The organism is Acinetobacter sp. 16, from assembly GCF_033439925.1.
Classification (GTDB): domain Bacteria; phylum Pseudomonadota; class Gammaproteobacteria; order Pseudomonadales; family Moraxellaceae; genus Acinetobacter; species Acinetobacter junii.
Genome location: NZ_CP137746.1, coordinates 2,276,717 through 2,298,374, shown reverse-complemented (window position 1 = coordinate 2,298,374; position 21,658 = coordinate 2,276,717). Strand labels below are relative to the sequence as shown.

Annotated in this window: 16 protein-coding genes and 2 pseudogenes; 6 read left to right on the top strand and 12 right to left on the bottom strand. The window is 37.8% G+C overall.

Annotation, left to right across the window (positions count from 1 at the left end):
• Window positions 1-53: 53 nt before the first annotated feature.
• From R2H34_RS11250 to R2H34_RS11210, 9 genes are all read right to left on the bottom strand, one after another.
• Window positions 54-749, bottom strand: coding sequence for a methionine ABC transporter permease (locus tag R2H34_RS11250; RefSeq protein WP_004912277.1), 696 nt, complete (start codon window positions 747-749; stop codon window positions 54-56).
• A complete protein-coding gene (locus tag R2H34_RS11245) occupies window positions 746-1,771 on the bottom strand; it encodes a methionine ABC transporter ATP-binding protein (RefSeq protein WP_004912274.1) in 1,026 nt (341 codons plus the stop codon). The genes R2H34_RS11250 and R2H34_RS11245 overlap by 4 nt, the downstream gene beginning before the upstream one ends.
• Before the next feature lie 68 nt (window positions 1,772-1,839).
• Window positions 1,840-2,712, bottom strand: coding sequence for a MetQ/NlpA family ABC transporter substrate-binding protein (locus R2H34_RS11240; protein WP_004955163.1), 873 nt, complete (start codon window positions 2,710-2,712; stop codon window positions 1,840-1,842).
• A 581-nt stretch (window positions 2,713-3,293) separates the two neighbouring features.
• Window positions 3,294-4,580 carry a phosphoribosylamine--glycine ligase gene (purD, locus tag R2H34_RS11235; protein WP_087540422.1) on the bottom strand — a complete coding sequence of 429 codons (1,287 nt, stop codon included), beginning with the start codon at window positions 4,578-4,580 and terminating at the stop codon, window positions 3,294-3,296.
• Window positions 4,581-4,685: 105 nt separating this feature from the next.
• Window positions 4,686-6,260, bottom strand: a complete 1,575-nt coding sequence (gene purH, locus R2H34_RS11230; RefSeq protein WP_318342267.1) for a bifunctional phosphoribosylaminoimidazolecarboxamide formyltransferase/IMP cyclohydrolase — start codon at window positions 6,258-6,260, stop codon at window positions 4,686-4,688.
• 83 nt (window positions 6,261-6,343) lie between these two features.
• Complete coding sequence (gene fis / locus R2H34_RS11225; RefSeq protein WP_001086304.1) at window positions 6,344-6,613, bottom strand: DNA-binding transcriptional regulator Fis; 270 nt, start codon at window positions 6,611-6,613, stop codon at window positions 6,344-6,346.
• Between the two features lie 375 nt (window positions 6,614-6,988).
• Window positions 6,989-7,852 carry a DUF3426 domain-containing protein gene (locus tag R2H34_RS11220; protein WP_087540420.1) on the bottom strand — a complete coding sequence of 288 codons (864 nt, stop codon included), beginning with the start codon at window positions 7,850-7,852 and terminating at the stop codon, window positions 6,989-6,991.
• A gap of 14 nt (window positions 7,853-7,866) precedes the next feature.
• Complete coding sequence (gene prmA / locus R2H34_RS11215) at window positions 7,867-8,772, bottom strand: 50S ribosomal protein L11 methyltransferase (protein ID WP_004955154.1); 906 nt, start codon at window positions 8,770-8,772, stop codon at window positions 7,867-7,869.
• Between the two features lie 184 nt (window positions 8,773-8,956).
• On the bottom strand, window positions 8,957-9,331 hold the full coding sequence (locus R2H34_RS11210; RefSeq protein WP_087540418.1) for a hypothetical protein: 375 nt from the start codon (window positions 9,329-9,331) through the stop codon (window positions 8,957-8,959).
• A 251-nt stretch (window positions 9,332-9,582) separates the two neighbouring features.
• Between R2H34_RS11210 and mnmG the strand changes: the two genes are divergently transcribed.
• Together mnmG and R2H34_RS11200 are read left to right on the top strand one after the other, a co-directional pair.
• Window positions 9,583-11,463, top strand: a complete 1,881-nt coding sequence (mnmG, locus tag R2H34_RS11205; RefSeq protein ID WP_125272011.1) for a tRNA uridine-5-carboxymethylaminomethyl(34) synthesis enzyme MnmG — start codon at window positions 9,583-9,585, stop codon at window positions 11,461-11,463.
• A 118-nt stretch (window positions 11,464-11,581) separates the two neighbouring features.
• A pseudogene (locus R2H34_RS11200) lies at window positions 11,582-11,913 on the top strand (DMT family transporter).
• 65 nt (window positions 11,914-11,978) lie between these two features.
• Here R2H34_RS11200 and R2H34_RS11195 read toward each other — a convergent pair.
• The 3 genes and pseudogenes from R2H34_RS11195 to R2H34_RS11185 form a co-directional block, all read right to left on the bottom strand.
• Window positions 11,979-12,602: a hypothetical protein gene (locus R2H34_RS11195; RefSeq protein WP_125272010.1), complete on the bottom strand. Its 624-nt coding sequence runs from the start codon at window positions 12,600-12,602 to the stop codon at window positions 11,979-11,981.
• An 81-nt stretch (window positions 12,603-12,683) separates the two neighbouring features.
• A pseudogene (locus R2H34_RS11190) lies at window positions 12,684-13,694 on the bottom strand (AraC family transcriptional regulator).
• Window positions 13,695-13,893: 199 nt separating this feature from the next.
• Window positions 13,894-15,966 (bottom strand): TonB-dependent receptor plug domain-containing protein, encoded by a 2,073-nt coding sequence (locus R2H34_RS11185; RefSeq protein ID WP_004962957.1) that lies wholly within the window; start codon window positions 15,964-15,966, stop codon window positions 13,894-13,896.
• A gap of 271 nt (window positions 15,967-16,237) precedes the next feature.
• On the opposite strand from R2H34_RS11185, the gene R2H34_RS11180 reads away from it, so the two are divergent.
• The 4 genes from R2H34_RS11180 to R2H34_RS11165 all read left to right on the top strand — a co-directional run bounded on the left by R2H34_RS11180 (window position 16,238) and on the right by R2H34_RS11165 (window position 21,654).
• Window positions 16,238-18,442: a TonB-dependent receptor gene (locus R2H34_RS11180; protein WP_151760570.1), complete on the top strand. Its 2,205-nt coding sequence runs from the start codon at window positions 16,238-16,240 to the stop codon at window positions 18,440-18,442.
• A gap of 319 nt (window positions 18,443-18,761) precedes the next feature.
• On the top strand, window positions 18,762-18,956 hold the full coding sequence (locus tag R2H34_RS11175; protein ID WP_004912232.1) for a hypothetical protein: 195 nt from the start codon (window positions 18,762-18,764) through the stop codon (window positions 18,954-18,956).
• Window positions 18,957-19,253: 297 nt separating this feature from the next.
• Window positions 19,254-20,573 (top strand): NCS2 family permease, encoded by a 1,320-nt coding sequence (locus tag R2H34_RS11170; protein ID WP_004912229.1) that lies wholly within the window; start codon window positions 19,254-19,256, stop codon window positions 20,571-20,573.
• Between the two features lie 82 nt (window positions 20,574-20,655).
• Entirely contained in the window at window positions 20,656-21,654 is a 999-nt protein-coding gene (locus R2H34_RS11165) for an adenosine deaminase (protein WP_005402349.1), read from the top strand.
• Window positions 21,655-21,658: the final 4 nt, after the last annotated feature.

The window sequence follows — 21,658 nt, the reverse complement described above, 5'->3', positions numbered from 1 at the left end:
AAAAACTCTCAAAATAAACAAAGATCATTTTGAGAGTTTTTTTATGTTTTAACTTATCGAAGTTTAGCTAACCAGTCACCAAAAGATTGAACGAATTGAACTAAAAGCAATAGCACGATCACGGTTAAGATGACCACACTAGTATCAAAGCGTTGATAACCGTATGAAATCGCTAAATCACCAATACCGCCCGCACCAACTGCACCTGCCATCGCCGTTGCGCCAATTAAAGAAATTGTGCCAGTGGTTAAATTAAGGATAAGGGAGCTACGTGCTTCAGGAATGATAAACTTGAAAATAATTTGCCAAGGTGAAGCTCCCATTGCTTGTGCAGATTCAACAATCCCTTCGTTAACTTCAAGCAAAGATGTTTCGATGAGACGACCTAAATATGGTCCTACATAAATCGTTAGAGGTACGATCGCAGCCCATGTCCCAATTGATGTACCGACTAACAGTTTAGTCAAGGGGATAACAGCAATCAGTAAAATAATAAAGGGCAAAGAGCGGAGTGCGTTTACGATGGGGTTTATGGCATAGTAAATTGCTTTATTCTGTAAAATACCACCTGTACGCGTAACAACTAAAGTTATGCCTTGAATGAATCCCCAAATGCAGCCGAACAATAAGGCGAAGAAAACCATTTGAAATGTTTCTTGCAATGCTGTAACAAACTGGTCGATTGTTAAAGCACTTTTCCAAAAAGGAGCTGTCACTTCAGTGAGCCACTGTACAATTAAATCTCTCATTGACTGACTCCTGATTGCTCAACTTTTACACCTTGACCCTCAAGAAATTTGATTGCTTCCTGAATGATGAGTTGATCGCCCAAAAGTTGAATAAACATTTGTCCGATTACAGTGCCATTAATTTCAGTCATGTTTGCAAAAAGAATATTTAAGCTGATATCGAATTTTTTAATGACGGCTTGAATAACAGTTTCTTGGGCTGACGTGCCGAGAAATTGCAAGCTATAGATACTATTGTGATTTTGGTGTTCTAAATTATCTAAAATATTAATCGGCAATTGCTGTTGTAAAACAGTTTGAATAAAGGTTTTGGTTGTGGGATGTTGAGGCTGACTGAAAATATCTAAAGTTGGACCAGTTTCAATCACTTTGCCCGCTTCCATGACCGCAACATAATCGCAAACAGATTCAATTACATCCATTTCATGGGTCACCATAACAATCGTAATATTCTGCTCTTTATTAATCTTCTTTAATAATGCTAGTACTGATTTTGTGGTTTGAGGATCTAGAGCGGAAGTTGCCTCATCGCAAAGCAGGATTTTAGGATGATTGGCAAGTGCACGTGCAATACCCACGCGTTGCTTTTGACCGCCAGACAACTCATCTGGATATGCATCTTTCTTATGTTTTAGATCAATAAAGTCTAACAGCTCATTCAAACGCTTTTCACGTTCAACTTTGCTATGACCCAGTAATTTTAGTGGCATCTCGATATTTTCAGATACCGTCTTGGTCTGTAATAAATTGAAATGCTGGAAGATCATGCCAATATTTGCACGTTCTTGACGAAGGCTACGGGCATCTAAAGCCGTAAAATCAGTCTGATTGATAATGACTTGACCTTGAGTAGGGCGTTCAAGCAGATTAATCAAACGTATTAGCGTACTTTTCCCCGCACCACTATACCCAATAATGCCAAATATACTGCCTTCTGGAATCTCTAAATTAATTTGATCCAGAGCGTTGATCGTTTGACCTTTTAGCTGGTAATGCTTTGAAATATTTTTAAATTGGATCATATCGTCAATACTAAGCAAAAATGAAAAAAACAGGCAAAGTGATTTGCCTGTTTCCTATACAGATTATATTACGAATTTGTTTCTGTGAGATAACTAACAGGTTTATTCACGTCAACTTTCGTACCAGCAAAATGTTCTTGAACATATTTTTTCACCGCTTCAGTGTGATAAAGAGTTCCAAGCTTTTGTAATACAGGATCATTTTTTCTTGAATCAGCTACAGCTAAAATGTTGACATTCAGCTTCGTGCTTTGGTCAATTGGTTCATAAAAGATAGAATCTTTTAGAACATTTAAACCGCCTTCCATTGCAAGGGTATTCCCCAATACAATCGCATCAACTTCATCTTTAACGCGTACAGCAGTTGCCATTTGAATTGGTTTAATATCGAGTTTTTTCGTATTTTCGATAATATCGCTTGGTGTGCCTTTTGCTGGATCAAAGTCAGCTTTTAATTTGATCAAACCCGCACTTTGTAATAACAATAACGCACGAGCTTCGTTTGCAGCATCGTTTGGAATTGCGATTGAAGCACCTTCAGCAAACTCTTCAACTTTTTTGACTTTGCTTGAATAGATGCCCATAGGCTCTAAGTACGTCGTTGAAACTGGTGCAATCTTATCTTGATTTGAAGCATTAAAAGCAACAAGGTAAGCATATGATTGGAATGCATTCACATCGACTTCTTTATTTGCTACAGCTGTATTCATAGCTACATAGTCTGTAAAGTTTTTCACTTCAAGCTTGATACCAGCAGCTTTAGTTTCTGGCAAGGTCGCAATAAAACGCCAAATATCTGCATCTGAACCTGTTGATGCCATTACAACGGTTTGTAATCCACCCGCTTCATTTTTTTGTTCTGCTTTGGTGTCAGGTTGTTTACTGCACGCTGCAAGTAATAACACAGACACACTTAAAAAAAGACTAATTAGCTTTTTCATGTGTAAATCCTAATCGGAATAATGCTTAGTAAATAATCCGCTAATGCATTACTAAAGAGCTATAGGGTTCTTGTTACAAAGAGGTGAGTCGGTTCAAAATTTAGTGTTATGAACAGGCGACTGATCGGATTATTTGCAACAACAGAAAATCAAGAACGTTGATCTTAAGGGTTTGACTTAAGCATACTGGTTCAATAATTTTCATATCAAATCGAGATTAGCTGATACTTTTCTAGTTAAATTTCATATTCTTATTCATATATAAAAGAATATGTATAAAACTAAAAGTACTCGCCGAAAATTTTGGCAATCATAACAATAATTCGGGTTCTGTTATAGTGTTCTATTTTGTACTTGTGGGTATAAATATATGATTATTAGAAAAATAGTTTAATTTTGGTAAAAGTAAATAAATGATACTTTTGTAGTTTTTTCTAATGGTGGAAATGTCAGATTTTATTGAATTAGTGATATATATTTTTCTGAATTTAATATTTAAATAATGAATAAGGAAATGATTTTTATGCTCATTAAAGAATAAAAAAGCCTTCCGAAGAAGGCTTTTGTTAATTAACCAAAGCTTATTCTGCTTTTTCACGTGCAATTGCGCGATAACCAATATCACTACGATACTGCATACCTGTAAATGTCACTTGACCACATACTTCTAGTGCATTGATTTGAGCTTCTAGAACGGTGTCTCCAAGCGCAGTCACGCAAAGCACGCGACCGCCTGCAGTAATCACATGACCATCTTCAGTCGTTGCAGTACCTGCATGGAAAATTTTTGTATCTTCTGGAGATTGACCAATACCTGATATCACATCACCTTTGCGTACAGTTTCAGGATATCCTTCAGCTGCAAGTACAATGCCGATTGATTTGCGATCATCCCATTCGGCTTCACTTGGCAAGTTACCAGCAATACCAGCTTCTACTAAATCAACTAAAGATGATTTTAAACGCATCATGATTGGTTGAGTTTCAGGATCACCAAAACGACAGTTAAACTCGATCACGCGTGGTTGACCTTGTTCATCAATCATTAAACCAGCATACAAGAAACCAGTATAAACATGACCATCTGCTGCCATACCATCAACAGTAGGACGCATAACTTCGTTCATTACGCGTTCAAATACTTCCGGTGTAACAACTGGAGCAGGAGAGTACGCACCCATACCACCTGTATTTGGACCTTTGTCACCTTCAAAAATACGCTTATGGTCTTGTGAAGTTGCCATCGGTAAAATGTTTTTACCGTCGATCATGCAAATGAAGCTTGCTTCTTCACCTTCGAGGAATTGTTCAATCACAACACGTGATCCAGCATCACCGAATTTGTTGCCCGCTAACATATCATCAATGGCATCAAATGCTTCTTGGTTTGTCATCGCAACGATAACGCCTTTACCTGCAGCTAAACCATCAGCTTTAATTACAATAGGGGCGCCATTCTGCTCGACATAAGCCTTAGCAGCATCCACTTCAGTAAATACATCATAAAAAGCAGTTGGAATGTTATGACGTTTTAAGAAATGTTTAGCGAATGCTTTTGAACCTTCAAGTTGAGCTGCATATTGAGTTGGACCCCAAATTTTTAGACCAGCTTCGCGTGCTGCATCCACAACACCATTTACTAATGGAGCTTCAGGTCCTACGATCACTAAAGCAACATCATTTGCTTTGGCAAAAGCGATAATTGCTGGATTATCTAGAATATCAAGTTCAACGTTTTCACATTTGTCTTCAGTTGCAGTACCAGCATTGCCTGGCGCAACAAAAACTTTAGTCACTTGTGCATCTTGTGCGATTTTCCATGCAAGTGCATGTTCACGGCCACCGCTACCCAAAACTAAAATATTCATTATTAATTTATTTCCTTTTTAAGTATCTCAAGTACATCCACTAAAAATAGAAAATTCCCCCTTGAGATGCAACTAAAACATCGCAAGAGGGATTTTTTAAATCTATTAGTGACGGAAGTGGCGCATACCAGTGAAGACCATTGCAATACCAGCTTCATCTGCTGCAGCAATCGTTTCTTCGTCGCGCATAGAACCGCCTGGTTGGATGATACATTTGATACCTGCTTTTGCAGCGTTATCAATACCATCACGGAATGGGAAGAATGCATCTGATGCCATAACTGCACCTTCGACCACTAAACCAGCATGTTCAGCTTTGATCGCAGCAATACGAGCAGAGTTCACGCGGCTCATTTGACCTGCACCTACACCAATGGTTTGACGGTTTTTGGCATAAACAATTGCGTTTGATTTCACATATTTTGCAACTTTCCAAGCAAAAATCATGTCATCAATTTCTTGTTCAGTTGGCGCTCGTTTAGTCACAACTTTAAGATCATCTTTAGTGATCATGCCTAAGTCTTGATCTTGAACTAACAAACCACCATTGACACGTTTATAATCAAGTTGCGGTGCACGTGCATCAATCGCTGGAAGCTCACCGCAAACCATGACACGGACATTTTTCTTCGCACCAGTGACTTCAAGTACACCTTCTGCAATGCTTGGAGCAATAATCACTTCAACAAACTGACGATCAACAATCGCTTGAGCAGTCTCTACATCTAATTCACGGTTTAATGCGATGATGCCACCGAATGCTGATTCTGGATCTGTAGCATATGCAAGATCATAAGCTGCCTTAATGCCATCTAAAGAAACAGCAACACCACATGGGTTTGCATGTTTAACGATGACACAAGCTGGTTTTGCAAATGATTTTACACATTCAAGTGCAGCATCAGTATCAGCGATGTTGTTATAAGAAAGTTCTTTACCTTGTAATTGCTTTGCAGTTGAAACTGATGCTTCTTTAGCATTTGCTTCAACATAGAACGCTGCATTTTGGTGTGGATTTTCACCATAACGTAAATCTTGTGCTTTATTTAACTGCGTATTGAACGTGCGAGGGAATAAATCTGCTTCACCCTCAGCTTTACCAACACGTGCTCCTAAATAAGATGCGATCATGCCATCATATTGAGCAGTATGTTCAAATGCTTTAACTGCTAAATCAAAACGAGTCTCGTAAGAAAGAGCTCCATTTGTCTTTAACTCTGCTATTACAGCATCATAGTCAGATGCATTCACAATGATACCAACTGAAGCATGGTTTTTCGCAGCGGCGCGAACCATAGTTGGACCGCCGATATCGATATTTTCAATCGCATCTGCAAGAGAGCAGTTTGGTTTTGCAACTGTAGCTGCAAATGGATAAAGGTTTACAATCACCAAATCAATCGGATCGATGTTGTGTTCTTGCATTACAGCTTCGTCCAGACCACGACGAGCTAAAATACCACCATGAATTTTAGGATGTAGTGTTTTTACACGACCATCCATCATTTCAGGGAAACCTGTATGCTCAGAAACTTCTACGACAGCGATGTTGTTGTCTTTCAGCAACTTATAAGTACCGCCAGTAGATAAGATCTCTACCCCTAGAGCAGCAAGGTTTTGAGCGAATTCAACGATTCCAGTTTTGTCGGAAACAGAGATTAAAGCACGTTTGATAGTCATGATTTTGGTCAACAGTTTGAAGTCTACAGATTAAAACAATTAAGCATAAAAAAATGCCCACGAGAACGTGAGCATTTTATCAATTATTCACTCATTAAACCGTGAGCTTTTAACTTTTTACGCAAAGTACCACGGTTAAGGCCTAAAATCTCGGCAGCACGAGTTTGATTGCCACGAGTATATTCTAAGACCACAGATAAAAGAGGTTTCTCCATTTCTGCTAAAACCATGTCATATACTTGAGATGGTTGCTCACCTTGCAACTGTGCAAAATAATGACGAACTGCGCGATCTACATGGATGCGAAGAGCGACATCAGATTGAGCCGTAAAAATAGGAGATTTGCTATTCATGCGTGTTAATCCGAAAAATCAAATATCACTTGGGTAAAGTGATATATAAATGTGGTCTAAATTACTGAGCCCTGTTTTAGATCCTAAAACAGTGACTCTAAAACAAAAGGACTATTAGCTTGCCACAAATCCTCGAATTGTGTAAAAAATAAGCGTAACAATAGTTAAATATTTGTTACAGCCTACTTTCAAAAACAAAAAAACCAACAATGCGCTTATAGTATTAAAGCACAGTTCGTTTAACGATTTTATTGTTTATAAATAACGAGGAGTAAGTAGGTCAAAGCATTCGTGGCGCGTATCATACCACTGTCTGCGAAAAAGTGAGCAAATTAACTGCACTTTTTTTTATTTTTTTGTCACTTTTTTATGCTTTTAGGGCTGTACAATTTCTAAACTATAGTTATCGAAGCTATTTTTACTTTGTTCAACGGTAAATTCGAATTTAAATGGGCTGTTTGAAGGGATGCGTTGAATCGGTTTTAGACTGTCTACTAAATAGTCTTGGGGTTTGAGTGTGATATCCGTAACGGTCTTACCTTTGTCTTTAAGGATGAGTCTAATCGAAGGAATCAAGACACTATCTTTATGATGATTGATCAGCACACCCGAAAACATTGTTTCGTTTTTACTGTAGCGTTTAACTTTAACTTTCTCAAAACTTAGATATTTGTATTGTTCATCTAGTGTTTTGCAAGTCAAAACACCACATGCATAGTTAAAGATACGGTTTAAAGCAGGGCTTTCATGCATAAGCTTTGGGTTAAACCATAAGATTTGAAAAGCGAAAACCAAAATGAGGACAATATTACCGATCCCCCAAAGACTGTAATATAGCCACCCGTGTTGTTTCGATGTTGGTTCATGATCAACCAATAAAGCATCTTCGGATAAATTTAAATTTGGTAAAGCCGTGACAGGCTCAGTATTAAAATAATTTAAATTGTTTAGATAGGTCAAAAGATCGATATTTGAGTTTTCAATTTTTTGATCGAAAATACTTAAAATTTGCATTTGCTTTTCAGCAAAGCTGCTATCAGGTTGAATAGAGGAGAATAGCGAACGATTGGTTTGTGTAGGAATCGTTTCGTTTGTCTCTGTATTTAAAAGATTGGTCAGAGCATTAAAGTTAATAACGCACTTAGGACAACAAACCATGCCCTGAGCAACACTGAGTTGTGAAGGGGTCACTTTATACACGGTTGAGCATTTAGGGCAGCGGGTTTGTTTTTCACTCATGAGGAACAATATTCTCAAATTGTTGTTTTGCGTTTTCCTGAAATGCGACACCAGTTCTCTTCGCGCTTTTCGATCTCTAATATATCAAAAAACTCAGAGTAAACACTAGAAACATCAGCAACTTGCTCTTCTATTACACCAGCAAGTGCGAACTCTCCCTCATTTTTAATTAAAGTTGAGAATTCTGGCGCTAAAGCCATTAGAGGTGCAGCTAGAATATTTGCAACTAGTATGTCCGATTGTTGACCTTTAAACTCGTTATTGAATTCTTCTGGTAAGCCAACGTACAGACGCTCAAGTACACCATTCAACTCTGCATTTTGTTTTGTTGCTAGAACAGCCTGTGGATCAATGTCTGTGGCATATACTTTTTTAGCACCTAATAGAAGAGCAGCAACACCCAAGATGCCTGACCCACAGCCGTAATCAATCACGATTTTATCTTTTACATCAGTCTTACCTAGCCATTGTAAGCATAGGAATGTACTGGCATGGTTACCTGTACCGAATGCTAAGCCTGGATCCAGTTTAATGTTGGTTGCATCCGCTTCAGGTGGCTCTAACCATTCTGGTACGATCCAATATTTTTCACCAATTTGAATTGGTTCGTAATAATCCATCCATGCGCGTTCCCAAACTTGGTTTTCTAAATACTCATGGCGCATTGGAACATCAGGGAGTTGTGCTTTTAAAAATGCTTCTAAAGTATCAACATCAATTGGGTCATCTTCTTCTTGTTGATAAATGCCCGTTACAATGACTTTATTCCAAAGAGGGGTTTCACCTGGTAATGGCTCAAGCAGTGCTTGATCTTCGGCATCATCTAGCGTAACGCTTACAGCACCCAAAGAAAGGAGCAAAGTTTCAGTTAGTTCAACTTGTTCTTGATCGACAGTAATATGAATTTGTAGCCAGTTCACAGGAAAACCTAAGTTAATGTATTTTGGTTATTGTAATAGATTCAGACCATGCAGAGGGATTATAAAATAGACTGATTACAATTTTAAGATGTTTTTTCAAACATAATTCTTTTGATATAGCCTGAACAAAAAATAAGGATGCTGAACAGCATCCTTATATAACTATATATAGGTGTCCAATTTCTTATGGAGCGGTTTGTTCAATTTGTGGAGCTGATTGTTCTATTGGAGGAGGTGTCATTTCCATAGGCTGAACAGGCGCACTCACTGGTCGAGGTTCTGATTGTGTTTCTGAAATCTTAGTTTGAGTTTCAGGCATTGCATTATTTGCAGGCATTGGAGGTTGGAATGCTAATTTACCAGCTTCATTTGGCTCACATGTACCATTAAAGACAACACCTTTGTAGGCAAATGAAATCATATCACCTTGTTTTTTGCCCTTACATACTTGTTGATACTTTTGAGTTTGTGCATCAACTGTGGTTTTTGCGTTGGTTTGTGCTGTTACAGCAAAACACAGGCTACAAATAAGCGTCGAAAATAAAAGCTTAGTGTTCATATCATTTTCCTAAAGTATTTGTTATGCACTAATAATGATAAGAATTTTTTGAATCGGAACAGTGGATATCAGGTTAATAGTTATAAGTCCATGTGTTAACAATGCATGAAAAGTGCAACATTAAGTTTTATTTTGTATATATTTAAATCAAGCTAAGCAGATAGGGATTACAAGAATATTGACGGATTTTGTCAACTTAATAGAAAACTTCTGTATAATACTCTGTCATTTTTTAAATACACATTACCACTATGCACTATCCTAAAGTTTACGACGTTATCGTAATTGGTGGCGGTCACGCTGGTACGGAAGCTGCGCTTGCGGCGGCTCGTATGGGAAGACAAACATTATTGTTGACGCATAATATTGAGACTTTGGGGCAGATGAGCTGTAACCCAGCGATTGGTGGTATTGGTAAATCGCACTTAGTTCGTGAGATAGATGCGCTTGGCGGTGCAATGGCGCTTGCTGCTGATAAGGGCGGTATTCAATTCCGTATTTTAAACTCGCGCAAAGGTGCTGCTGTGCGTGCGACGCGTGCTCAAGCAGACCGTGTCCGTTATAAAGCTGCCATTCGTCATACTTTAGAAAACCAAACGAACTTGGATATTTTCCAACAAGCTGCTGATGATTTAATTGTTGAAGGCGATACCGTTAAAGGTGTTGTGACCCAAATGGGTATTCGTTTTGATACCAAAACCGTTGTACTCACCACGGGTACTTTCTTAGGGGGTGTCATTCATATCGGGTTGCAAAATTCGAGCGGTGGTCGTGCAGGTGATCCTCCTTCGATTGCTTTGGCGCATCGTTTACGTGAGTTAAAACTTCCAGTAGGTCGTTTAAAAACGGGTACACCACCGCGTATTGACGCGCGTACCGTTGATTTCTCTGTGATGACACCACAACCAGGTGATTTCCCATCTCCAGTGATGTCATTTATGGGTGATGTATCGATGCACCCTGAACAAGTGAACTGCTACATCACTCATACCAGTGAAAAAACACATGAAATTATTCGTGGTGGTTTAGATCGTTCACCTATGTATACAGGTGTGATTGAAGGGGTTGGTCCTCGTTACTGTCCTTCGATTGAAGATAAAATTCATCGTTTTGCTGATAAAGATTCGCATCAGGTATTTCTAGAGCCTGAAGGTTTAGATACGCATGAGCTTTATCCAAATGGCATCTCAACTTCATTGCCATTTGACGTTCAGTTCAATCTAGTGCGTTCGATTCGCGGTATGGAAAATGCTCATATCTTGCGTCCAGGTTATGCAATTGAATATGACTATTTCAACCCGCAAGCATTGAAATTTACGCTTGAAACTAAAGCAATTCAAAACTTGTATTTTGCTGGTCAGATTAATGGTACCACTGGTTATGAAGAAGCAGGTGCTCAAGGTTTACTTGCTGGTTTGAATGCAGCACGTCGTGCTTGGGAACAAGAAGAGTGGACACCAAAACGTGATCAAGCATATATGGGCGTACTTGTAGATGACCTGATTACATTAGGGACTAAAGAACCATATCGCATGTTTACCTCACGTGCAGAATATCGTTTGATGCTTCGTGAAGATAATGCAGATCAACGTTTAACTCCAATTGGTCGTGAACTTGGTTTGGTTGATGACGAACGTTGGGCTGCATATAGCGAAAAAATGGAAGCTGTTGAACGCGAGACATCACGTTTACAACACTTATGGGCAGCACCGAATAACCCGATGGGTAAAAAGTTTGTTGAAATGACTGGTGCGGACCTAAGCAAAGAGTGCAGCGCGATTGATTTATTGAAACGTCCAAATATTAATTTTGGTCAAATTGCTGAACTTACAGGCTCAGAGGTTTCTGAACAGGTCGGTGAGCAAATTGAAATTGCTGTGAAATATGAAGGTTATATCAACCGTCAACATGATGATGTTGCTCAGATGAAACGCCTTGAAGAAACGAAGATTCCAGCTGACTTTGAATATGATGGTGTTTCAGGTTTATCTCGCGAGATCACTCAAAAGCTTAAAACAGTTCGCCCTGAAACTTTAGCGCAAGCAAGCCGTATCCCAGGTGTCACTCCTGCAGCAGTTCAGTTGGTGATGATTACGATTCGTAAAAATAATATGGCGAAGAAATCTGCTTAAATATTATTAATAGATTCTTGATCTTAGAACTAGAAAACACCCTTTTTATTAAAGGGTGTTTTTTTATGATTCAATTAATAGATGTGAAATGTTTGTTTGGATAGAGCAGGTGTGGTAAATGAAAAGTTGGATATTTTTATTTGTAGCGATCACAGCAGAAGTGATTGCGACATCTGCACTGAAAAGTAGCGAAGGGTTTACAAAGCCATTTGCCTCTATCGTTGTGATTTTAGGTTACATCATTGCATTTTATTGCTTATCTTTGACACTGAAAACAATTCCAGTTGGTATTGCTTATGCGATATGGTCTGGGGTGGGAATTGTATTGATCACGACCTTTGCTTGGTTTTTCTATGATCAAAAATTGGATCTATGGGAATTATCGGCATAGCATTAATTATGTGTGGTGTGTTGATTCTAAACCTTTTATCAAAATCTAGTCCGCATTGATTTATTTTCGAATAATAATTAAAACCGAACGAAGCGTTTGGTTTTAATTTCATGTTTAATCATTTTTATAAAGTAACTTCGATACCTAGACGCAGATTTTTCTGATCAGATTGAGTATTTGCATCAATTTCCGCATAAGCTTTTGGCAATAAACGACGAGCTAATTTATTGACCCTGTTTTCCATCCATTTAGGCATACTGATTGCCAAAGGGTTGGTCTCTGTTTCAGAAGCATCAGTCATCACTCGTGTACCCATAATGTAATCAAACCAAGGTTTAGTCACACACCAATTCGCGTTTTGATTGCTGGTCATGTGATGATCATAATGCCAAGGGATACGTTTCTTTGCATACTCAGGATCGAGATGGGATTTGGCGTGGACTTTCCAATAATTCCAAATCCCATAATACAAACCTGCCGTAAAAAATGGAGCAACAGGTAGAAAAACCGTTGCAGCGGCTGTTAAACCAAGCAATGCCGTTTTCTCATTATAGATTTCAGCATTTTTAAACATCGATTCAGCGTAACCTTCATCATGAAAAGCATTTAAACGTGCACGTTTATGGTGAGCAATATGTGTGAAAAAAGGGCTATTTCTGTTTTTACTTGGAAACTCATGAAGCCAAACTTTGTAAAAATACCATTCCATCCCATTTGCTACAAAAACACCGACAGGAAAACCGATCATGTTAGATTACCTCTAAAAGCAATGATCGAAGTGTATAAATATTAAATATTTTGACTGCACTGACACTATTTTTATGCCTGATCAATCAAATCCATTTCTCTTATGTTGTCGATATGCGGTCGGGATTTCCTTAGTCCAGCGTTTAAATGCTCTCGAAAAAGCAGAAGGTTCAGAAAAACCTGTTAGGTAGACAATTTGATCAATCGACTCATCGGTTTGGGAAAGTAGGCGTCGTGCTAATCTTTCGCGATATAGAGCAATCACTTTTTCATAGGTGGTATTCAGTAATTGTAAATCTGCTCTTAAACTACGTGTGCTTTTGTTGAGATGCTCCAGCCACAACATTCTGATCAAATTTTCCTGATTCTAATAAACCATTAGCAAGAATTTTCTCAATTTCTCCAATCAGTTGATGCTTAATCAAGAGATCAAGTTGAGATTCTGCATGATGTTAATGCATTTTTAATAGTTCGGGTTCATGTGCAGGCGAAGGATAATTAAGAATTTTAGATTCAAATAAAATAGCACCATGTCTTTGACCAAGCAGAACATTGCAATTCCAAACTTTTTCATATTCTTCTTGATCAGCAGCATTTTCATATGGAAGCAAAACTTGAAATGGGATGAATGCATCATTCGTAATGTATTTGAAAAAATTAAGTAAAATACCAATCGCACATTCCAGACAATGTCGTACAGGATGCTCTAATCCATATAATCCAACAGTATTCTGATCAACTACTTCTAACTGAAAAGACATCGCATTGGTGAGAAGAGCTTGGTATCGTAGTGTTCGTTTTAGTCCTTCGCCAAATGTGGGACTACTAAGAAAAAGATATTCTATAACTTGACCACGAAATGGAGGTACATTTCCTCCGACATGAAGTCCGATATCTGAATCTGCACTAATTTTCTCAGCAGCATCCCAGAAACGTCTTTGTGTAGAATTATCTCTTCTCACTGACTTGTCAGGAGGTTGATCAGGTAAATGAACACTTGCAAAAATGTTTGCGGCATCTAAATCCATTTTTTGCATGGTTTGATACACCATACATAAAAAATGCCAGCATCGCTTGCTTTATTTGTGATCATGTTTGAAGGTTAAATGAACTTTTAAAACAATATACTATGTTCTTTTATCATAGAAATGAAATGTTTGTTAGAAGCTTCTTACAGGCTTCTATTAAATAAACTTTATATCTCATTAAAAATTTTTCTCTGTCATACAATCAAAGAAATAGCCATCAACTGGAATAAAAAAGCCAGTTGTAATAACTGGCTTTCTTGAATATTAAAACTTCTTTTCAAGACTAAATTGAAGAGAAGGGATTGATTCATTAATTCGTGCTTGAAATAAGCGCCCATCGTATTGATTGGTTAATCTTTCTTTATAATTTGTTCCTAAAATATTGTTAGCATTTACACTAGCAGACCAACCATTTTTGAATCGTTTAGTTGCACTGAGGTCTAAACTGATACGAGCATTTGTAGTTCGATCATAAGGTTGATTATTTAAAGCACGAGTATATTCAGGGGTATAACTGATATTTGCACTTGTAGAAAGTTGCCAAGGTTTAAAACTATATGAAACACCAGTGCTTGCATTGTATGGCGCAATGTCACTGACCAGTCGCTCAGATTTTTGCTCATCCTGAATTTTTGCACGGACAGTTGAGATCTGACCATTTAGCATGAATGAATGTCCAGCATTAGTTTGTTTTAATGCATAGCGGCCACTTAGTTCAACTCCATACGTTGTTGCCTTATTTTGGTTTTGAGGGCGTTCAACATAGCGTTCGCCTTCGAGCATAATCACTTTTTCGATATAATCTTTAATTTCTCTATGGTAAGCGGTTAGGCTCATACCACCGCTCGCAGAATCATAAGCAAGCGTGGACTCAGCGGCACGAATCTTTTCAGGTTTTAAATTTGGATTCCCACCACGGTCAGGATTATTTAAGCTACCTGCATCACTGTCAGTGGAAATGGTCACATTAGAAATTAGGCGGTCTGCATTCGGATTCCGAAATGCTTGGCTGATATTGGTTTGTAGTGACCATTGATCAGTTAAATCATACCGATATGCAAAAACAGGACTCAGGTGCTGGTCTTGATAATCGACTAAACCCGAACGTTTTAACCATTCTTGGCGAGCGCCTAAAGTAAACGTGTGTCGATCAATAAAGCGCCAACTTCCTTCGCCATAAACGGCATATCGCTGTTCATCTAGACTTTTACTAATATTGCTATCTAATTGATTATTTCGTGCATCAAACCCAAATTTAATTTGACGATCTTGATCTAACTTTCTTGTTCCATCGTATGCAAGACCATACTCATCAATGGTTTCATCTGTGTATGTCTTCGTTTCAGGTGTAAGGGTAAGTTGGCTTTCCGTTTGATATTCTACCGAGAGTCGTAACTTATCACTTAGATCTTGATCTTTACGTTCGTAACGAGTGTTGAGTTTGATACTGTCATTTTTATCATCTTGAATTTGATTTCCTGAAGTGCCTTCCATCTTGATATTGCGATAAAATAATTCAGCGATTAATTTTTGTTGATCATCAAGTTCGTATTGTAAGCGTGGAGCAAACATTTGCATGTTGCGATTTACGGTACGTGACTGTTCTCGCGTTCCGATTAAATTTTCAGTTTTAGTCACAGACGTATTGTCAAACCACATTTGGTTAGCTGAAAGGCTGTATGACCATTGGTTTTCACGACCATCTGCTTGAACATTAATTTGTTTACGTTCAGCTTCTTGTTGCTCACTTTCTCTCAAGCCATAGCCGATTTTTACTGATCCATTTATACGTGTATCCAATGGTTCTTTTAGAATGATATTAATGACAGCTGAGGATGCAACAGAACCCTGAGCAACACTCGGTTGTTTAGTTACTTCGATTCTTTCAATCATTTCAGGGCTAATGGTATCTATGACAGACATCCCACCACGTGGGCCACTTTGAATAGGTTCACCATTTACGAGAAAAGTTGGTGCACCTCCACCACGAAAACGCATGCCTGAAGCACCACCTCCACCACGAGGTCCTTGTCCAAATACTGGAATTTGAAATCCTGCGGCACGGCGTAAAGCATCCATGACTGTTTGATCACCGTATTGAAGCATTTCTTCTCGTGTAATAATTGTTTTTGCAACTGCGCTGATATCTTGGTCTTTTTGTTTTTGAGTCTCAGATGTGGCTTTGAAAGAAAGCGTTGGCAGGACTTGAGTAGGTAACTCTGCGACTGCTGACGAATTTGTATTAGTTAGTGTATCAGTCGCAAATAGTGAGCTACTTATACTCAGTAGAGTAGAGCCGAGCACACTTAATTTTCCATAATTATGTGAGATTTGCATTGAAAATGCCCCAAAAGAAAGATCAAATTTTTATGGGCGTAGATTAATGTAAAATCATGAAGAAAAATCGAATTTATGCATGAACAGAATTAGAAATGGAAAAAATAATCTTTAATTTTGAGAATCATATTGTTATGAATAAGTTGTGTGTTTAATAAATAGACGTTAGTGTCGTATTGTTGCGAAATATGATGAAAATGAGAATTGCTTTTATTAAAATTGTATCGTTTTAATATTTTATGTTTCTCCTATTTTTGTCTTTCGGAACGTTATGATTTATCCATCTTTGAAATCAAATTCTAAGCCTGTATTTAGGCTTAGTATGCTTAGTTTAATGCTTATACAAGTTCAATATGCAGTTGCAAATCAAGATAATCTGCAAACAGCAGTTATGCCGACTATTAAAATTGAGGCAATGAGTGAGTTAGATCCAATCAAAAGTTATATTGATTATGATCAAGCAAATGTGACACGTAATGGTCTCAAGAAAAAAGATATTCCTCAGACTATCGACACAATCGATGTACAAAAATATAAGATTTATGGGGCAAATGATTTAAGCGTTATGCTTCAAGGAACCCCAGGTGTATCAACAAATTACGATACTCGTGGTGATGGAATTTCGCTTCGTGGGTTCAAAGCGGACGAGGGTGATATCTATCGTGATGGCGTCCGAGAAAGTGGTCAACTACGCCGTAGCACTGCAAATGTTGAGCGAATTGAAATATTAAAAGGTCCTGCTTCAGTACTTTATGGACGTGGTGCGGGTGGTGGTGTCATCAACATGGTGACTAAGTTTGCCAACTTTGATTCTAAAAGCTCAATAGGTATGTATGCTGGCTCATACGAAAATATTGGTGCAACTTTAGATCTTAATCAAATCATCAATGATAACTGGGCTATACGCTTAACTGGTGAAAAAGCTGATTCCAATAGTTTTCGTAAGGGGATTGGTTCGCAGATCGAAATGCTTTCTCCAAGCATAAGCTATCGCAGTGACGATGAAAAAATACTTTGGACTACCCAATATACCTACGATAAATTGGAACGTACTCCAGATCGTGGTCCATCATATCAAAATCTTCCAAACAACGTTTCTATCAAAAATGCATTTGCTCGTAGTACTGATTTTATTGATGATGAATTGCAAACTGTGCGAACTGATTTGAAATATGAGTTTGCATCAAATTGGAATTTTCATTGGGCTGCAAGTTATCGTCAAGCTTATCAAAATTTTGATAATTTCTTTGGCGGAACATATTGTGAAAATGATTTAACCTTAGAGGCTAAGCCAAAAAGTTGTGATTGGAATGGTTATTTGCGTCAAAGTTACGCATGGCAGGAAACCATGAATAAAACCGTCATGAATACATTCGATATCACTGGGAAATTTGATACAGGGATATTTGAACACAATTTTATGATTGGAGCTGATTGGTCACACGAAAATCGTGATCCTAAGTTAGGTAACTATTCAAGTGGTCAATTTGCTGGAAAATATTATGGTTATATGAACCCATACCATCCAAATGATCATTATGAATCTTTTGATTTAGCGGATGGTCGTCCGCCAATTACATCTTATAGCCAACATAAATCTGAAAATAAAGGTATTTTTATTCAAGATTTAATCAGTTTGCTGCCTAGTTTAAAGATGATGTTGGGTGCTCGATATGATCACTTCGAATTCAAAACGCAAAATATGCTAACCGACAAAAAGCAATCTTATGATGGCGAGAGTTTTAGTCCAAATATAGGATTTGTATGGCAACCAAATGAGAGTCACAGTTTCTATACATCATATAGTAAGAGTTTTGCTCCATATGGTGGGCGAGGGATGATTAGTATTGATCCGACTTTGAACCCAAGTGTTTATGATGCTGAGCCTCAATACAACGAACAATATGAAATAGGAATTAAGAGTGATTGGTTGGATAACCGTTTAAATACTCAGATTTCTGTTTATGATATTCGAAAAAATAACATTCGTTATCAACCTGATGCACAAAATAATCCTGATGAATGGGTAGTCGGTGGCCAACATCGATCGAAAGGTCTTGAATTTAGCTTTATCGGTAAAGCTTTAGAGAATGTTTTTGTTCGTGGTGGATATGGTTATACAGATGCAACGGTTACCCGTGATGATGTAACGCCTCAAAATATTGGCAAACCGCTCAACAATACACCTATGCATACAGGAAATTTGTTTATTCGATATTTGCCGACAGATCAAATCTATACTGAGCTAGGTGCTACATATGTGGGTGATGCGAAAGTTTATCCAAATGGTAATCTCAATAGTACAGCCACTGATTTAAAAGGTTTTACAAGACTTGATGCTGCGATTGGTTATAGTGCAAATCCTTGGAATATTACGCTTGCCGTGAATAATTTAACCAACAAAGAATATTGGCGTTCGGACTCTATGCCTGGAACACCACGTAACTTCTTAGTAAGAATTAACTATCAGTTCTAAAAGCGATTTTTAGCAATATCAAATAGTACCTTTTAGCGATAAAGGTACTATTTAAGCTTAATTTATTACTGATTTAATAAATATTAATTAATCAATTGATAAAATATTAAAATTATCTAATTGAATTTATGTAAAAGTTGTTGATTAAAATACTTTATTATTCTAGTATTTAAGTGTGTAAAAAATGTTCAAATTCAGCTTTTATCGGAAAAATTTATTGTGACATTACATTTGTTTTTGATTTAAAAGTGTTAATTGATATACATTTTTGTACACATTTGTTAGTATTTAAGAAAAGCATACATCAGAGATAATAATAATGAAGATAGTACTTTCAATACTTATTCTCTGTTCTGTTTTTATTTTGGGTTATGCGGTTTATGTTGATTCGCAGAACAAAAAAAGACAAGAGCTGATGAAGATTGTGAACGATGCAGAACATAGCCTAAATTCGATTCAACACAATCCAAATTATGTGAAGCATTCTCGATTAGCGACCTACCGAAGCGAATAATTAAGTTCTCAGGTGAAATGTCACAGGATTTAGCTTTTTTTATCGGGTTGTGTCCAAGTTTTTATTAGAATCTGTTAAAATATTTACCATTAAATAAAAAAGCTGCATCTTGTTATGCGGCTTTTTATATTTTGAAATCGGAACCAAATTTATACATCTCCTCTGTATAGCAAGCGTGAAACTGGCATGTAGATTGCTTTTAGCCTTGTATACCATTTTGTGTACATTCAAAAAATTATTTGAAACACAAGCGTATAGATTTCATATTCTACGATCTTAGATTTTAACAGGTGCTATATGACAACGCCTAATGCTTCAGTTGGACTGTTAGAACGCTTATTTAAATTAAGTGATAACAAAACCAACTTTAGAACAGAAGTTCTAGCAGGTGTAACCACATTTTTGACCATGTGTTACATCATCATTGTAAATCCACTCATTCTTTCTGAAACCGGAATGGATCATGGTGCTGTGTTTGTTGCAACCTGTTTGGCTGCTGCAATCGGGTGTTTGGTCATGGGGATTGTGGCGAATTATCCGATCGCACTCGCACCAGGTATGGGTTTAAATGCATATTTTACCTATTCTGTGTGTTTGGGCATGGGGGTGCCTTGGCAAACTGCTCTAGCAGCGGTATTTGTCTCAGGTCTTGTTTTCCTTGCTATCAGTTTCTTTAAAATTCGTGAGGCAATCGTCAATGCAATTCCGATGTCTTTAAAGTTTGCGATTGGTGGGGGAATTGGTCTTTTCCTTGCATTGATTGCGCTTAAAAATGCAGGAATTATTGTAGATAATCCAGCGACATTGGTTGGATTGGGTGATATTAAACAGCCAACAGTATTGTTAGCATTATTCGGATTTTTAATGATTGTTGTTTTGCATCAATTAAAAGTTCGTGGTGCAATCATCATCAGTATTTTAGTTGTCACTGCAATAGCGACTGTTTTGGGTTTGAATGAATTCAAAGGTGTTGTAGGACATATCCCATCAATCGCACCTACTTTTATGCAAATGGATTTTGAAGGTCTATTTACTGCAAGTATGGTCGGGGTTATTTTTGTATTCTTTATCGTTGACTTGTTTGATAGTACCGGGACTTTGGTTGGTGTTTCACATCGTGCTGGATTGCTTCAAGATGGTAAATTACCACGCTTAAAGAAAGCCCTATTTGCTGACTCAACTGCAATTGTAGCGGGAGCTGCATTAGGTACATCATCTACCACCCCGTATATTGAATCAGCTTCTGGTGTAGCAGCTGGTGGTCGCACAGGTTTAACTGCGGTTGTGGTTGCTTTACTTTTCATCGGCTGCTTATTCTTGGCTCCTTTGGCACAATCCGTACCAGGTTTTGCAACTGCACCAGCACTATTATTTATCGGTGTGCTAATGATTCAAGGAATTACGCACATTGATTGGGATGATATTACTGAAGCTGTACCTGCATTTTTAACGATCGTATTTATGCCATTTACCTATTCAATTGCCGATGGTATTGCAATGGGTTTCATTAGTTATGCATTGGTTAAGCTGTTTACGGGTAAGGCAAAAACAGTACCTTATATGGTGTGGATTATTGCTGCACTTTGGGTATTTAAATTTGTTGCATTTGGTGGCTAAGCCACTTAAAACTAAGTGATAAAACCTTTAAAGGGTGTACCGTGTTAGGCAGCACCCTTTTTTATTTAGACGTGGAGTTTATATGGATCAAATCGAGCTGATTCGTGCTTTGCCCAAAGCCGAATTACATGTGCATATTGAAGGGACATTTGAGCCAGAGTTGATGTTCGCTATTGCACAGCGCAATCAGATTCAGATTCCTTATCAATCTGTTGAAGAAGTGAAACAGGCTTATAACTTTCATAACCTTCAATCTTTTTTAGATATTTATTATGCTGGCGCCAATGTGTTAGTGCATGAGCAAGACTTCTACGATTTGGCTTGGGCATACTTTGAAAAATGCGCAGAAGATCGAGTGGTACATACAGAAATGTTCTTTGATCCACAAACACACACTGAGCGTGGTGTTAAGTTTGTTACCGTTTTAAATGGTTTAAAACGTGCATGCACCGATGCAAAAGAAAAGTTGGGTATTAGCTCTCAATTGATTATGTGTTTCTTACGCCATTTAAGTGAAGAAAAAGCGTTTGAAACGTTAGAACAAGCCTTGCCATTCAAAGATGACATTATTGCGATAGGTTTGGATTCAAGTGAAGTTGGGCACCCACCATCAAAATTTGAACGTGTTTTTGCCAAAGCACGAGAAGCTGGTTTCTTGATCGTCGCACATGCTGGAGAAGAAGGTCCTCCAGAGTATATATGGGAAGCTTTAGATTTACTTAAGGTGAATCGTATTGATCACGGTGTTCGTTCAGAAGAAGACGAGCAACTGATGACGCGCCTAATTGCAGAGAAAATGCCATTAACAGTGTGCCCGTTAAGTAACTTAAAGCTCTGTGTCGTGAAAGATATGACTGAGCATAACATTCGTCGTTTGCTACAAAAAGGTGTGCATGTCACTGTAAACTCGGATGATCCTTCATATTTCGGTGGATACATGAATGATAACTTTATTGCGATTCAACAAGCTTTGAATTTATCAAATGAAGAATTAAAGCAGCTTGCGATTAACTCTTTTGAAGCTTCGTTTATTTCTGATGATGATAAGCAGAAATGGATTACCGAAGTTAGAAAAATCTAATGCA